Annotated in this window: 14 protein-coding genes and 1 riboswitch; of the genes, 11 read left to right on the plus strand and 3 right to left on the minus strand. The window is 36.5% G+C overall.

What is annotated here, in order from left to right:
* Positions 1-741: 741 nt before the first annotated feature.
* The 7 genes from syd to J3U59_RS10195 all read left to right on the plus strand — a co-directional run bounded on the left by syd (position 742) and on the right by J3U59_RS10195 (position 7,012).
* A complete protein-coding gene (gene syd / locus J3U59_RS10165) occupies positions 742-1,275 on the plus strand; it encodes a SecY-interacting protein (protein ID WP_267346536.1) in 534 nt (177 codons plus the stop codon).
* Positions 1,276-1,404: 129 nt separating this feature from the next.
* The gene (locus tag J3U59_RS10170) at positions 1,405-2,580 is read left to right on the plus strand and encodes an aromatic amino acid transaminase (protein WP_267334133.1); all 1,176 of its coding nucleotides are present in this window, start codon (positions 1,405-1,407) and stop codon (positions 2,578-2,580) included.
* A gap of 335 nt (positions 2,581-2,915) precedes the next feature.
* A complete protein-coding gene (gene purB, locus J3U59_RS10175) occupies positions 2,916-4,277 on the plus strand; it encodes an adenylosuccinate lyase (protein ID WP_267334132.1) in 1,362 nt (453 codons plus the stop codon).
* Positions 4,274-4,792 (plus strand): GNAT family N-acetyltransferase, encoded by a 519-nt coding sequence (locus J3U59_RS10180; RefSeq protein ID WP_267334131.1) that lies wholly within the window; start codon positions 4,274-4,276, stop codon positions 4,790-4,792. Before purB ends, J3U59_RS10180 begins: the two co-directional genes overlap by 4 nt.
* Before the next feature lie 2 nt (positions 4,793-4,794).
* The gene (locus J3U59_RS10185) at positions 4,795-5,580 is read left to right on the plus strand and encodes an amino acid ABC transporter substrate-binding protein (protein WP_267334130.1); all 786 of its coding nucleotides are present in this window, start codon (positions 4,795-4,797) and stop codon (positions 5,578-5,580) included.
* Positions 5,577-6,248 carry an amino acid ABC transporter permease gene (locus J3U59_RS10190; protein WP_267334129.1) on the plus strand — a complete coding sequence of 224 codons (672 nt, stop codon included), beginning with the start codon at positions 5,577-5,579 and terminating at the stop codon, positions 6,246-6,248. Before J3U59_RS10185 ends, J3U59_RS10190 begins: the two co-directional genes overlap by 4 nt.
* 11 nt (positions 6,249-6,259) lie before the next feature.
* Positions 6,260-7,012, plus strand: a complete 753-nt coding sequence (locus tag J3U59_RS10195) for an amino acid ABC transporter ATP-binding protein (protein WP_267334128.1) — start codon at positions 6,260-6,262, stop codon at positions 7,010-7,012.
* A 53-nt stretch (positions 7,013-7,065) separates the two neighbouring features.
* On the opposite strand, the gene J3U59_RS10200 is transcribed toward J3U59_RS10195, so the two are convergent.
* Positions 7,066-8,445, minus strand: a complete 1,380-nt coding sequence (locus J3U59_RS10200) for an MmgE/PrpD family protein (RefSeq protein WP_267334127.1) — start codon at positions 8,443-8,445, stop codon at positions 7,066-7,068.
* Between the two features lie 206 nt (positions 8,446-8,651).
* On the opposite strand from J3U59_RS10200, the gene folK reads away from it, so the two are divergent.
* From folK to gluQRS, 3 genes are all read left to right on the plus strand, one after another.
* Positions 8,652-9,137, plus strand: coding sequence for a 2-amino-4-hydroxy-6-hydroxymethyldihydropteridine diphosphokinase (gene folK, locus J3U59_RS10205; protein WP_267334126.1), 486 nt, complete (start codon positions 8,652-8,654; stop codon positions 9,135-9,137).
* A 135-nt stretch (positions 9,138-9,272) separates the two neighbouring features.
* Positions 9,273-9,728 (plus strand): RNA polymerase-binding protein DksA, encoded by a 456-nt coding sequence (dksA, locus tag J3U59_RS10210; protein ID WP_065634076.1) that lies wholly within the window; start codon positions 9,273-9,275, stop codon positions 9,726-9,728.
* Positions 9,729-9,760: 32 nt separating this feature from the next.
* On the plus strand, positions 9,761-10,657 hold the full coding sequence (gluQRS, locus tag J3U59_RS10215; protein ID WP_267334125.1) for a tRNA glutamyl-Q(34) synthetase GluQRS: 897 nt from the start codon (positions 9,761-9,763) through the stop codon (positions 10,655-10,657).
* Here the strand turns inward: gluQRS and moaA are convergent.
* Complete coding sequence (gene moaA / locus J3U59_RS10220; RefSeq protein WP_267334124.1) at positions 10,637-11,611, minus strand: GTP 3',8-cyclase MoaA; 975 nt, start codon at positions 11,609-11,611, stop codon at positions 10,637-10,639. The two genes, gluQRS and moaA, sit on opposite strands and share 21 nt — an antisense overlap.
* Positions 11,607-11,731, minus strand: a riboswitch (molybdenum cofactor riboswitch). (Overlaps the previous gene by 5 nt.)
* 473 nt (positions 11,732-12,204) lie before the next feature.
* Between moaA and ppnN the strand changes: the two genes are divergently transcribed.
* Complete coding sequence (ppnN, locus tag J3U59_RS10225) at positions 12,205-13,581, plus strand: nucleotide 5'-monophosphate nucleosidase PpnN (RefSeq protein WP_267334123.1); 1,377 nt, start codon at positions 12,205-12,207, stop codon at positions 13,579-13,581.
* 210 nt (positions 13,582-13,791) lie between these two features.
* On the opposite strand, the gene radA is transcribed toward ppnN, so the two are convergent.
* A complete protein-coding gene (radA, locus tag J3U59_RS10230; RefSeq protein ID WP_267334122.1) occupies positions 13,792-15,168 on the minus strand; it encodes a DNA repair protein RadA in 1,377 nt (458 codons plus the stop codon).
* Positions 15,169-15,175: the final 7 nt, after the last annotated feature.

Consider the following 15,175-nt stretch of genomic DNA (forward strand, 5'->3'; position numbering starts at 1 on the left):
ATTCTACACTCTTAATTAATCTTAATTAATTGTAGGTAGAACCTTACTATTAATAAGTGCTTATTTTCACAATGATCATTAATGGTACTTAACTAAATATTTTGATACGGTATTCATTATTTTAGTTGTGTTATTTTTGTTATTATTTTATGTGAATCCAATATCTGTTACACAATATCTATACAAAATTTTAGGCATCATTAGAATTCAAAAATCTTGCATACTTTTTGAACTATTCCTAAACATATAATTCATCGATATTATTACTTTGGTTAATTTGCAAACCGCAGTGAGGTTATCGACCTTGGCTAACAAACTAAATCTTTATGTGATTGTTTAAAATAAACATATTATTTAATTATAATGATTCTACTTACGCTATTTTATTTTTGATAAATTGTAATGTCTAACGCCATTGCTGCATTACAAGGATAAAAAATCCTGTCTTATTATTAACGTTTCAGCAAAGGATAGCAAGTAAATTAAACTTCAAATTTTATAGATAGTTAGCAAGTTATTTTAAATGCCTTATAAATACTGTTGAGTCAATAGTCAAAAACTAAGCTTATTCCCAATATACTTTATACTAAAACATCATAATAACCTGAAATATTTTTACAGTTTTTTTATTCTGTGATTGATAACGCAAAATCGAGAATCAAAGCTCACTCGCTTAGTGCATATCTAAATCGATTGAGTATAATGACTGTCAAACAATGGTTAAAGAGAACACCTTACTTTATGGATAATTGTGAAAAAAATGCATTAGTCGAATTTACTTCACGTTGGATACATCAATTTGATGGCGCGCCGCACAATGACGAACTCCACGCTCTGCCCTCTCCTTGTATCATAAAAACCCAAAATTTATCGGTTTATTGGCAACCTTTTTTATTACAGCCACCGAAAAATCTAATGATTATTGAACAAGTCGTTGGTCTTAAATTACACCCAAGTGCTCATCTTTTTTATGGTAGCCAATATGCTGGCAATATGAGTGCAATCTTTGACAATATTGAATTACTCTTAATACAAGCTTGGAATGATGATGATTTTTCGAATCTGGAACAAAATTTAATTGCGCATCTAACCCAACAAAAAAAATTAAAAAGGATCCCCACTATTTTTATTGCGTCAACCAATGACAGTACCGAAATTATTGCAATAAATAATTTAACAGGGGAAGTCGTCAAAGAGGATTTGATTAGTGGAGAATTGACAACGTTAAGTCAGGATTTAACCGCTTTTTTAAATAAATTAATTGTTACTTGTTAAACAATAATTGTATACCAATAACGCATTAATTATATAGATAATAGACAAAATTAACTATTATCGAAATTGTATCTTACAAAATAATGTGTATATAATGCATTGAAAGTCATTAGATCAGATAGGTGAATTATGTTTGAAAATTTAACAGCAGCTCCCGCCGATCCCATTTTAGGATTAGCAGATCTTTATAATAAAGATGAACGCACTAACAAAATTAATCTTAGCGTTGGTGTTTACAAAGATGAAACAACTAAAACACCTATTTTAGAAAGTGTAAAAAAAGCAGAACACTTTTTATTAACTGATGAAACGACCAAAAGTTATTTACCTATTGATGGTGTCAACGCTTTTAACGTAGCAACTCAAAAACTTCTGTTTGGTCGTGAAAATGAACGTGCAAGAACCGCGCAAGCGCCGGGTGGAACGGGTGCATTACGAATTATGGCCGACTTTTTAGCACGCCGAACTAAAGTAAAACGAGTTTGGGTCAGTAATCCATCTTGGCCAAATCATCGCAGTGTATTCCAAACAGCAGGGCTTGAAGTGCGTGAATATCATTACTATGACCCACAAAACCATGAACTTAATTTTGATGCAATGATGAGTGATTTAAGTCTAGTTGCAGCTGGTGAAGCTGTGCTATTTCATGGTTGTTGCCATAATCCGACAGGCATTGATCCGACCACAGAACAATGGCAAGCCATTGCCGATTTAGCCTTAAAAAATGGTTGGTTACCGCTTTTTGATCTGGCTTATCAAGGTTTTGGTCAAGGCATTTTAGAAGATGTTTACGGATTAAAGTTGTTTGTCGAAAGTCAACCAGAACTACTGATTGCTAGTTCTTATTCAAAAAACTTTGGCCTGTATAACGAACGCGTTGGCGCATTTACCTTAATTGCTGCCGATAGTGAAATTGCCGATCGCGCTTTTAGCCAAGTTAAAACCATTATTCGAGCAAATTACTCAAATCCACCTGCGCATGGTGCAAAAATCGTTTCTTATATTTTAAACAATGATGAATTAAAAGAAGAATGGATAGATGAATTAACCAATATGCGACAACGTATTCACCGTATGCGTCAATTATTTGTCAAAACCTTACAAGAAAAAGGCGCTAACCAAGATTTTAGTTTCATCGCTAAACAAAATGGTATGTTCTCATTTAGCGGTTTAAGTGAAGAACAAGTACTAAAATTGCGTAACGATTATGGCATTTATATTGTCAATTCAGGACGAATTAACGTTGCAGGCATGACGTTAGATAACATGTCAAGACTGTGTGAATCAATTGTAGAGGTTTTATAAAATTTATTTTGCTATAAAATTGGGGTGAATTAATTCAATCTTTCATAAGATAAAATTAGTATCACCTACCGATTTTTTAGCAACTGCACCATATTACTGAAAATATAGCGGCTTGATAGCACTATTTTCTGACCTTTTAAGGCATTGTATAACATCCATCCATAATTATCGTGCCATTATTCACAATATTGCTTCTTAAAATATCTTCTCCACTACAACACATAACACGATATTCCTTTTAGTTATAACAATAGACAAACTGATTATTAGACGATGATCGAATTATTATGAATAATTATTAAACAGAGTAGAGAATAATTATTGAGGGTGATTTAGTGGCATCACACGTTATAGATTTTTTGATTTTAGGTAATAATTTTGGCACGAGTGAAATGCGCGCCATTTGGTCAGAACAACATCGTTTAGAAAAACAAGTACAAGTTGAAGTCGCCCTGGCGCAAGCACAAGGTGAACTGGGTGTGATACCTCGCGAGGTTGCTGATGCAATTATTGAAAAAGCCGATGCTTCTCAACTATCTATTGAACAAATAGCCGATGAAGCCGCTAAAGCCAAACACTCCTTAATGTCAACTATCAATGCACTGCAAAAACAAGTCGGCGAAGCAGGTCAATTTATTCATTATGGCGCAACGACCCAAGATATTGTTGATACGGCGACAGTTTTACAACTAAAACAATCATTTGCAATAATTGAGCGTGATACCAAACTGATCGCGAATGAACTCAAACGGTTAGCCAAACAATATCAATATTTACCGATGGTTGGGCGTACTCATGGTATGCAAGCACTTCCAACAACGTTTGGCTTTAAGCTTGCAGTTTGGTTAGATGAGTTTGTTCGCCACTTACAACGGTTAAATGAAATTAAACAACGAGTACTGGTCGGTAATATCAGTGGCGCAATTTGTACCTATGCATCAATGGGTGAGCTAGGGCCGAAAATTGAACAGCAGGCATTAACCTTACTCGGTCTTAATACTCCGAATATTGGCTGGCAAGCCGCGCGTGATCGGTTTTCAGAATACGCATCAGTCATCGCCTTAATCAGCGGCACACTCGGTAAAATTGGTAATGAATTTTATAATTTAATGCGTACTGAAATTAATGAGGTAGAAGAGCCTTTTTCAGACGGAAAAATTGGCTCAACGACCATGCCACATAAACGCAATCCAGCAGCACTAGAAGGTCTTGCCAGCTTAACGGCGCCATTATTAAAAAGTGTGGCGCTAATTCATGAATCAATGAAAGTTGAACATGAACGTGACGCCATGAGCTGGCGAGCTGAGTGGATCGCCCTGCCTGAAATTAACCTTTATATTTCTGCACAATTACAAACAGCATTAGCTGTTTTGAAAGGTTTAAAAGTCAATGCCGAACAAATGCTCACCAATTTGTCATTACAAAATGGCTTATTACTGTCAGAGAAGGTCATGTTTGAAATCGGTAAACGGTTAGGTAAACAGACAGCACATCATTTAGTTTATCAAAATGCAATGAAGGCTTTTGAACAGCATCGCCCCTTTAAAGCGGTATTATTAGAAGATCCCAACTTGAACCAAGAATTTACCGATACTGAGCTTGAAAACTGGTTAAATCCAATTAATTACTTAGGATCAGCATCCGAAAAAGTCCAGCAAGTGATTGATTATGCGGATAAAAGCGGAGTGTTAATATGATTTTTCGCTTGATGACTTATGATGATATTCCTGCTTATCAAACGTTATTACACAATGCCTATCAGGCAGTCAGTCAATTAGGCATTCATTTTGCCGCTGCGACTGTTGACCGATTTACCATTGCCGATCATATTGAATCGAATGCGGTGTATGTTACTGAAAAAGATAGCGAATTAGTATCAACGTTGAGTATTCGCTTTCCTTGGGGTAATAATCCTGGACCTTATGGCTTACCCCATTTAGGCTGGTTTGCAACCAATCCCCAATATAAAGGTCAAGGCTATGGCAATGCATTATGGGACTGGGTAGAAAATCAAATTTTAATCAATCAATTAAAATTACCTGCGGTTACATTAGGTACTGCACAAAATCATCCTTGGTTAGCACAAATTTATATCAATAAAGGTTATCGTCCGATTGGTCAAGCTGACTTAACACCAGATCACACTACACTTTATTTTGAAAAAATACTTAATCATAAAAATTATACTCAATGGAAATCAAGGAGTAATTAACGATGAGAACAATAAAAACGATAGTATCGGCCGTATTATTTGCAAGCTTGACGTTACTAGTTGGTTGTGATGATAAAGCGACCAATCAAGCAACAGAACAAAAGGTCATTAAAGTTGGCTCGACAGGACAAAGCTATCCAAATGGCTTCAAACAAGACGGCAAGTTAATTGGTTTTGATGTGGAAGTGACACAAGCGATTGCTAACGAGTTAGGCTATCAAGTTGAATGGGTCATTGCTGAATTCGGTGGCTTAATGGGGCAGTTCGATTCAGGGCGATTAGATACCATTGCCAATGCTGTTGCAATAACGCCGGCCCGTCAAGCCAAATACGATTTTTCCAATGCTTACAGCTTTTATGGTAGCCAAATAGTTACACATAAAGATAATCAAACCATTAATACTCTTTCTGATTTTAAGGGTAAAACTATTGCTGGCGTGCTGGGTTCAAATCACATTAACAATTTGAAAAAAGCATTCCCAAATAATGAAGTCACAATTAAAACTTACGAAACAAGAGACGGCGCAATGTATGACACTGAATATCAGCGTGTTGACGGTTATGTAAATTCTAAACCAATTTTACTTGCTGAAATTAAACGAAAAAATTTACCGTTTAAATTAGTCGGTGAACCAATAACTATCGAACAAGTAGCGTTCCCATTTAGTAAAGATGAAAAAGGTAAAGCACTACGTGAAAAATTCAATCAAGCTTTAGAAAAATTACGTGCAAATGGTACATTGAAAAATCTATCAATTAAATATTTTGGCGAAGATATTACCTCATGAATTTTAACATAGACTATTTTTTAGGTGTGTTCCCGCAGATTTTACCTTATTTGCCAGTAACACTCTTTATTTCTATCGTATCGATTATTTTCGCCATTGTTTTAGGACTCGCTATCGCACTAGTAAGAAACAATAACATTGTTATTGTCGATTCGATTTTTTCGCTGTTTATTTCGCTATTTCGAGGGATCCCTTCAGTTGTTTTACTATTTATTATCTATTATGGCTTACCCCAAATTTTTCCTGCATTAAAACAGATGGGCGCAACTACAGCGGCCATTATCTGCTTTAGCCTAAAATATTCAGCGTATTTAGCCGAAATTTTTCGGGCAGGATTAACATCAGTCGATATTGGTCAAAAAGAGGCAGGACTTACATCAGGTTTAAGTATCTTTCAAGTTTATCGAGGCATAATATTGCCACAAGCTATGGTCAACGCTCTGCCAAATACTGGTAATATGTTTATCTCTTTACTTAAAGATTCATCCGTGGCTTTTTTTGTTGGTGTGCAAGAATTACTTGCCGCAGGGAAGATGTTAACGGCAAACTCTTTTCTTTATTTTGAAACCTACTTAGCGGTGGGTATTGTCTATTGGCTAACTGTTGTTGCTTATTCTTGGATACAAAAACAGTTAGAACGTAAACTCACCAAGCCCTATCATCGTTAAGGAGCAAAGGAATGATTTCTGTATCTCATTTATCTAAACGGTTTGCTGATAATGAAGTGCTAAAAGATATTAACTTGCAGGTAAAACAAGGCGAAGTTGTCGCTATTATTGGTCCTTCTGGTTCAGGAAAATCAACATTATTACGTTGTTTAAATTTACTGGAAAAACCCAATACAGGTACAATTCGTATCGGTGAGGTTGTTCTTAATTGTAATCAGTACAGCCATAAAGATGAAAGCAATTTACGTAAACAATCTTCCATGGTATTTCAACACTATAATTTATTTAAAAATAAAACAGCGTTAGAAAATATTACCTACCCACTTAGGGTGGGTAAAAAAATGAATAAAAATCAGGCTAAAGAGCTTGGCATATCACTATTAACCCATGTAGGCATGCTCGAATACGCAAATCAGTACCCAAGTACTTTATCCGGAGGTCAACAACAGCGGGTTGCCATTGCTCGAGCATTAGCGGTGAGGCCCAAAGTACTATTATTTGATGAACCTACATCAGCGCTCGATCCTGAGCGGGTACACGAAGTATTACAAGTCATGTTACAACTTGCTAAAGAAAACATTACCATGATCATTGTCACGCACGAAATGGAATTCGCCAAATATGTCGCTGATCGTATCATTTTTATGGCAAATGGTATCATTATAGAAGAAGGTGTGGCTAAATCTGTTATCGATAATCCACAACATGCCCTCACGCAACGCTTTTTGCGTCAATTAAGCGACGATATTAATTTCGAAATTTAGTGAATACCTTGTTCATTGAATAAAAGTCAGAAATCATTCTATCGCTTAAAGGGTTAAAGCGTTAACCAATGTCGTTTAACAAATTGGTCAACGCTTAGTCCTGTAGCCAATTGATAGATATCTTTCACTAAATTATCGGCTTTTTGTTCGTTCCCTACTGCTTTTTTTAATTTTAACTGCATCTCAAGCTTGGTATAGGGATTGTTTGGGGAACCTTTAGGGCTATCAATCCGCTGACAAATTGTATTTCCAGAATTAAAATGAATCTCTACCACAACATAGCGTCCAGTATAAGCGCCTAGTTGTGCGGTAACATCTATCTGACAGCTATCTTGAGTTTGATAGGTACGTTGCATTTTTTGCATCAATTTATGGATATTCTTTGGTATAGGATTTGAGGAAAATTGTTCAAAATCAAGTGGGATCCCCAATAGCGTTAACGCTAAAATATATTCAGCAGAAAATCGCCCCTGTTCCGCTAGGGTTGGTGATGAATAAATTAGCGCGGCATCACTGTTCGGTGGTGCAAAGAAAATTGTGATATGAGATATATCATGACAATTAAATTGTGGATGCTGAAACAGTAATTGTCCCGCATCAGCTATATATGCAGCTGCAGAACAGTAAGAATAAGTCTTAAACCATAATCCAGGGTTAGCGATCTTCCAACTTTTGCCCCATTGATTTAATCTAAAATTACCATTACCTTGCCCATAAACCGCTAGAAACCCTAATTTGTCATCGAGAAAATCTTTATCAGCCGATATCCCAATACTTAACCATGAAATAGACTGGATCGCCTGTTGAGCCGCTAATCCTGCATGTAAAAATTTAATCGGTGTGCCCATGAGTAAGCGCATTCCTGACGCTTGAGTTACTGCTAACGCTAATGCTTGAGATATAAAAGGCATATCATACAAATAACAAATTGCTGCCGTTGCTGCCATTGCCCCGAGCGTAATAGTTGTATGCCAACCTTTTTCATAATGCTGTGGATTGACGCTTTTACCTAATAAAGCCATGACTTCAACACCAATAATATACGCGGTTAAAAACCGGTGTCCATTCAGATCAATCGCGTTTCGGTTGTCTAATCGAATACTGGCAAACAGTGCCGATAAAATAACAGCCGAAGGATGTCCTCGCACATCAGCATGCACATCATCATAATCTAAGCAGTGCGCTTGATAGCCATTAAATAAGGCAGCCTGGCGTGCTGTTGCCAATTTTTTTTGCCCAACCAGCCAAGATCGGGCATGCCCACCTTCATCCTCTATCCACGCTAAGAGCTTTTGTGCATCACTATCATCATGCGCTTGTAAACTACATGCAAAATAATCAATCACACCATTAATCGCACACTCAATTGTGTGAGGATCAGTAATTAGCGGTGTATTTTTTATTAAACAACTTAACTGTTTGCCTAAATTCATTCGCTGCTCATTAAAACGGTTTGATTTACTTACTCATTAAAATAACCGATAACCAGTAATAAATTAAAGATTATAAAATTATATTTTTATAACTAAAAATCATTAGATTATACAGTTGCATTGATATAGGCTTTCTTGAGTAAAATTTTATATGTTAAACTAAATCACCTTTGAGTTATCCATATCAGAAACTAGCAAGTTTTATTATGTCAATTTGTTATATTGCCTTAGGAAGTAATTTACAAGATCCCCTTGCGCAAGCAAAACAGGCTATTACAGCTTTAAAACAATTACCCAAGACTCATGTTGTCGATGTTTCACCTTTTTACCGGAGTAAACCGCTAGGTCCTCAGGATCAAAATGATTATCTTAATGCCGTAATTAAGCTATCAACGTCCTTATCACCCATTGAATTGTTGGATCAATTACAATCGATTGAACAATCACAAGGGCGCGTTCGCAAAGAAAATCGTTGGGGAGCAAGAACGTTAGATCTTGATATTTTGTTATATGATGAGTTAATCATGAACACTGAACGATTAACCATTCCACATTACCATATGAAAAAAAGAGAATTTGTTCTTTATCCCTTATTTGATATCGCTCCAGACTTAGTCTTACCTGATAACGATAACTTGTATGACTTAGTCAAGAAATGCCCCGAAAATGGATTAAAAAAGTGGGATAATTGATTATTTCGATTAATAACATAGAGTTGTCACATTTTATTTCGATTTAAGCAAAAAAAAATTAAAAAAAATTTGCCAACGGCTAATTTATTGCTATAGTTTACCGCTTGCAAATAATCTGTACTTAAGGGGATTGCTGTGAAAAAGGAACAAAAAGTAAATACATCTTCTCTAAGCCTGCTTTCAATTGCGGGACTTGAGCCTTATAAAGAGGCCAAAGACGAGGAGTATATGAATCCTAAGCAATTGAAGCATTTCAAACTCATCTTAGAAGCGTGGCTTGCTCAATTACAAGGTGAAATGGGAAAAACTGTTTCACACATGCAAGATGAAGCTGCAAATTTTCCAGATCCAGCTGACCGAGCAACTCAAGAAGAAGAATTTAGCCTGGAATTACGTGCTCGTGATAGAGAACGAAAACTGATCAAGAAAATTGAGAAAACATTAAAGAAAATCGAAACCGATGATTTTGGTTATTGTGAGTCTTGTGGCGTAGAAATTGGCATTCGTCGCTTAGAGGCAAGACCTACGGCTGATTTATGCATCGATTGTAAAACACTTGCTGAACTTCGCGAAAAACAGATGGGTATGTAAACCTATTTGTTAAAACTCACTATTTAACAACTATGTCTAAGCGCTATATTGGTCGCTTTGCACCGTCACCATCCGGACCTTTACATTTTGGTTCGTTGGTGACCGCCTTAGGTAGCTATTTACAAGCAAAATCAAAGCATGGTAAGTGGCTCGTTCGAATTGAAGATATCGATCCGCCAAGAGAAGTAAAAGGTGCATCATCCTTAATATTAAAAACGTTAGACGCACTCAACTTATATTGGGATGACCACGTCCTTTATCAGTCCGCATGCAGTGAACGCTACCGAGCTGCATTAAACCAGTTACTACAAAACCAACAAGCCTACTATTGTAATTGCACAAGACAACGAATACAGTTATTGCCTAACGGATTTTATGATGGTTTTTGCCGCCAACAACACTTAACGCTAAAGGATGATCAACCATATGCGATACGTTTAAAGCAAAATCACCCTATTTTTGAGTTCACGGATAAAATTCTAGGTTTACAAAAAATTGCAGCAATAAATGCGAATGAAGATTTTATTATTCATCGCAAAGATGGTTTATTTGCTTATAATTTAGTAGTGGTACTCGATGACCATCAACAAGGCATCACCGAAATTGTCCGCGGCGCAGATTTATTGCCCGTTACTGGTAAACAAATATCACTTTATCAGCTTTTTGGTTTTAACGTTCCCAGCTACTGCCACCTGCCTTTAGTGCTGGATAATAATGGCAATAAATTATCTAAACAAAATCACGCTAAAGCCATTGAACTTAGCAATACTCAATCAATCACTGCGCAAGCATTACAATTTTTAGGTCAACCTTTACCGCTTGATTGGCAAGATGCAACTCAGCAACAGCTACTTGATTGGGCAATCAGCCATTGGAATCTCGCATTAATACCGAAACAAAATAAGCCATTATCCACCAATGTAGGATAAATTCGGCGTAATACCAACTTTATGTTGGTGCAATAGATGTTTTTCAGGTTTTATCATTAGTGAGGCTAAAATTCGTGCTTTTAATTGTGCTTTTTGTTCAGAACTAGCCAGCAAATCACGCAAATCTACTGCGGCATCACCAAATAAACAATAATGCAGTTTACCGATTGAAGAGACCCTTAAGCGATTACAACTTTTACAAAAATCTTTTGAATAAGGCATAATCAAACCAATTTTACCCAAGTATTGAGGATGAAAATAAACTTTAGCTGGACCAGATAAAGCTTGTTTAGGCTGTAACTGCCAACCTTGTTCAATGAGCTGTAATTCAATGGAGTGACCCGCTAAATGATAACGATTAAAAAGGTCTTGGCTTTCACCGGTTTCCATAAGTTCAATAAAACGTAACTCTATCGGACGCTGTTTTATCCAAGCTAAATAATCGCTCAATTTATCATTCATATTTTTCATTAATACAGTATTAATTTTAACTTTTTTAATACCTACTTCTAATGATTTTTCCACCCCTTGCAATAGTTCTTTAAGTTTATCTTGACCTGTAATTAATTTAAATAAATGGGGTGAAAAACTATCAATACTAATATTAATCGAACTCAGTCCAGCTTGATGCCAATGATGCACATTTTTCAATAAACGCGAACCATTAGTTGTCACCGCCACATCGCGAACACTAGGATAAGAAGCGATCATTGATAAAATATCGATAAAATCTCGACGTAAGGTCGGCTCTCCACCAGTTAAACGAATTTTATGCACACCAAGTTCAGTAAAGGTCGATACAATATTATCGATCTCATTGAGCGTTAAGAAGTGATGATCTTTATTCGGGCGATAACCATTGGGTAAACAGTATTGACACTGAAAATTACACAGTTCGGTAATCGACAAGCGTAGATACTGAAATCGACGCTGATAATTATCCATTAATTGCATATATAACAAACACCTTATCCAAATCGGGAAGCATAGCCATTTCTGCGCTATACCGCGGCTAAGTTACCATATGAAACTAAAAATTCACTTAGGTAAAATAGCTTCAGAGTTTGTTTTAGTCTAGCATAGACTCGATTTTTTGACTATGAACAATTAATCAATATCAACATAATAAATAACAATTTAGTACTCAAATTATTGATTCGTGCTAGTCATTGCCATTTTAGGTATTGATAACTGTAATGTAATTTGGAATAGATGGAGCATGACGATAAAGATAAACCCACCGCATACCATCTTTATGAAGTTTTAGGTAGTGCTTAACTAATTTATCAATTTCTCAATTTACTGACAGTGCCTTTAAGTAAACAAAAATCTTTTTTCATAATTGTCACATTTCCTTATGGCTTAATCTATGTAATTGATAATTTAATCATCATAGTATAAAAATCTAATTTATATCAATATTACTTATACCTTTTAGGATATATCAATTTATTAGAATATTATATTATTCTTAACTTTACTTATTAAAAGTTCTGGTTGAATATATAATGATTTTTTGTCGATAAAACCGTCAAATGGAGGTGGTAATGATTACCCATATTAGCCCGTTAGGATCAATGGATTTGCTTGCGCAAGCTGAAGTTGATATGTTAAAAAAATCTGCTAATAGTGAGCTTTATCAATTATTTAGAAATTGTTCTTTAGCGACCCTTAATGCGGGTAGTAAAACCGATAGTACCAAAGAGTTATTAGATAGATTTAAATCGTTCGAAATTAATGTAATTAGTAAAGAACGCGGGGTGAAATTAGAGTTGATTGATGCGCCCGAAAGTGCTTTTGTCGATAAACGAATGATTCGCTCTATTCAAGCCAATCTTTTTGCTGTACTGCGCGATATTCTCTTTTTAAATAGCCAAATCAGTGCCGTTAAACAATTAGTGTCTAATGTTAAATTGGATAGAGATCACTCATTTTATATCACCAATCTGGTTTTCTCTATTTTACGTAATGCTAACGCATTACATGTCGGCGAAGAGCCCAATCTGGTTGTTTGTTGGGGTGGCCATTCAATTAACGAAAGTGAATATTACTATGCCAGACAAGTAGGAATGCAACTTGGTTTGCGTGAGCTTAATATTTGCACTGGCTGTGGACCAGGCATTATGGAAGCGCCAATGAAAGGGGCTGCTGTTGGTCATGCTCAACAACGTTATAAAGACAGCCGTTTTATCGGTCTAACCGAACCATCAATTATCGCGGCAGAACCACCAAATGCGTTAGTTAACGAACTCATTATTATGCCAGATATCGAAAAACGACTCGAAGCCTTTGTACGTATTGCCCATGGTATTATTATTTTTCCAGGTGGGCCTGGCACTGCCGAAGAATTGCTTTATATTTTAGGTATTATGCTCAATCCAGAGAATAAACATCAAGCACTCCCTCTTATTTTAACCGGTCCCAAAGAGTGCGAAGACTACTTTGCTGCGATTGATAGTTTTATTCGCAATACCTTAGGTGATGAAGCAACTAAACTTTATCAAATTGTCATTGATTCGCCAGAACAAGTTGCTCGTATAATGAAAGAAGGGGTAAAACAAGTGAAGGCTTCGCGTTTAGCTACTGGCGATGCTTACGGCTTTAACTGGCTATTAAAAATAGATGAATCGCTACAACACCCATTTGAGCCAATACACGAAAACATGGCTTCGCTCAATTTACATAAAGATCAGCCAGTTGAATTATTAGCTGCTGATTTGCGCCGAGCGTTTTCTGGTATTGTTGCAGGTAATGTAAAAGAGTTTGGTATGAAACAGATTGCCGAGCATGGCCCCTATAAATTGCAAGGCGATAGAGAGATCATGACACAACTTGATAATTTACTGCGTAGTTTTGTTAAACAAGACCGTATGAAGTTACCTGGTGGTACTGCTTATAAACCTTGTTACGAAATCTGTTATTAACTGAGCCAATAAAATAAAAAAACATAATTTATAGGTCACTTTAACATTTAAAAAGAGTAATCATCACATCTAGGGATTAGTTGTTAGTGTTAAAGTGGCTGATAAATTAGTTCAATAATGACTTTATTTGTAATCAACAAATCTACCAACAACTCTGGATTGTTATCTAATTAAGATGTCGGTAGACCATTGTTTTAATTAACCTAACGGTCAAAAATCATTTAAAATATCTAACGCTTCTGAGACTTTTTTTACGCCAAAAACTTGCATATTTTCAGGCCTCTTTTTAGGCATATTGGCAAAAGGTACAATCGCTTTTTTAAAACCATGTTTTGCAGCCTCAGCAATTCGTTCTTGTCCACTCGGTACTGGGCGTATTTCGCCGCCTAAACCAATCTCGCCAAAAATCACCATATCTTGCGGTAATGGGCGATTACGAAAACTCGATACTAATGCAGCAATTAATGCTAAATCGGCACTAGTTTCGGTCACTTTTACCCCGCCAACAACGTTAACAAAAATATCCTGATCGGCCATTTGTAACCCACCATGACGATGTAAAACAGCAAGTAATAGTGCTAATCGGTTTTGCTCTAGCCCTACAGTAACTCGTCTTGGATTACCATACATTGAGTGATCAACAAGGGCTTGAATTTCAACCAATAAAGGTCTTGTTCCTTCCCATAGCACCATAACAGAGCTACCGGGTAACATTTCATCACCGCGACTTAAAAAGATTGCTGATGGGTTACTCACCTCTTTCAGACCCTGTTCTGTCATGGCAAATACACCTAACTCGTTGACCGCACCAAAACGATTTTTATGACTACGTAGTGTTCTAAAGCGAGAATCGGCATCACCATCTAATAAAACTGAGCAGTCGATACAGTGCTCAAGCACTTTTGGTCCAGCTAGTGATCCATCTTTAGTCACATGACCAACCATAATAATGGCAATACCTTTAGTTTTGGCAAAACGAGTTAAATAAGCAGCGGTTTCACGCACTTGGGCGACGCTACCGGGTGAAGATTGAATATCAGCAAGATGCATAACTTGAATAGAGTCAATAACCATTAATTTAGGTTGTGACTGTTCTGCCAGTAAACAAATTTGTTCAATGCTGGTTTCAGACAGCATATTGATGTTATCGGTGGGTAATCCTAATCGATGTGCACGCATAGCAACTTGTTGCAATGATTCTTCACCAGTTACATACAGCGTGTTCATTAGCGTAGACAGTTTGCTCATGGTTTGCAGTAATAACGTACTTTTGCCTGCTCCGGGATTACCACCAATTAAAATAGCACTGCCAGGGACAACCCCACCACCAAGTACGCGGTCAAATTCAGAAAATCCAGTTGAAAATCTTGGTAGCGCTTCCAAACTAATTTCAGATAATTTTTGGATTTTAGTTTGTCCTGCACCACCGGCATAACCGGATAATCGATCATTACGTGATGAAGTGCTGGCTAATCTAACTTCCGTAATAGTATTCCATGCATGACAAGCGCTACATTGACCTTGCCAACGAGGATAGTCAGCACCACAATCATTACAGACATAAGCACGCTTTACTGTTTTTGCCAAACTCTTC

It is taken from the genome of Gilliamella sp. B3783, assembly GCF_026536125.1.
Taxonomy (GTDB): Bacteria; Pseudomonadota; Gammaproteobacteria; order Enterobacterales; family Orbaceae; genus Gilliamella.

Bases quoted from the DNA above. Each gene is read 5' to 3' on its own strand.
- syd (WP_267346536.1), top strand. From the start codon at position 742: ATGGATAATTGTGAAAAAAATGCATTAGTCGAATTTACTTCACGTTGG.
- J3U59_RS10170 (WP_267334133.1), top strand. From the start codon at position 1,405: ATGTTTGAAAATTTAACAGCAGCTCCCGCCGATCCCATTTTAGGATTA.
- J3U59_RS10180 (WP_267334131.1), top strand. From the start codon at position 4,274: ATGATTTTTCGCTTGATGACTTATGATGATATTCCTGCTTATCAAACG.
- J3U59_RS10185 (WP_267334130.1), top strand. From the start codon at position 4,795: ATGAGAACAATAAAAACGATAGTATCGGCCGTATTATTTGCAAGCTTG.
- J3U59_RS10190 (WP_267334129.1), top strand. From the start codon at position 5,577: ATGAATTTTAACATAGACTATTTTTTAGGTGTGTTCCCGCAGATTTTA.
- J3U59_RS10195 (WP_267334128.1), top strand. From the start codon at position 6,260: ATGATTTCTGTATCTCATTTATCTAAACGGTTTGCTGATAATGAAGTG.
- J3U59_RS10200 (WP_267334127.1), bottom strand. From the start codon at position 8,445: ATGAATTTAGGCAAACAGTTAAGTTGTTTAATAAAAAATACACCGCTA.
- folK (WP_267334126.1), top strand. From the start codon at position 8,652: ATGTCAATTTGTTATATTGCCTTAGGAAGTAATTTACAAGATCCCCTT.
- gluQRS (WP_267334125.1), top strand. From the start codon at position 9,761: ATGTCTAAGCGCTATATTGGTCGCTTTGCACCGTCACCATCCGGACCT.
- moaA (WP_267334124.1), bottom strand. From the start codon at position 11,611: ATGCAATTAATGGATAATTATCAGCGTCGATTTCAGTATCTACGCTTG.
- ppnN (WP_267334123.1), top strand. From the start codon at position 12,205: ATGATTACCCATATTAGCCCGTTAGGATCAATGGATTTGCTTGCGCAA.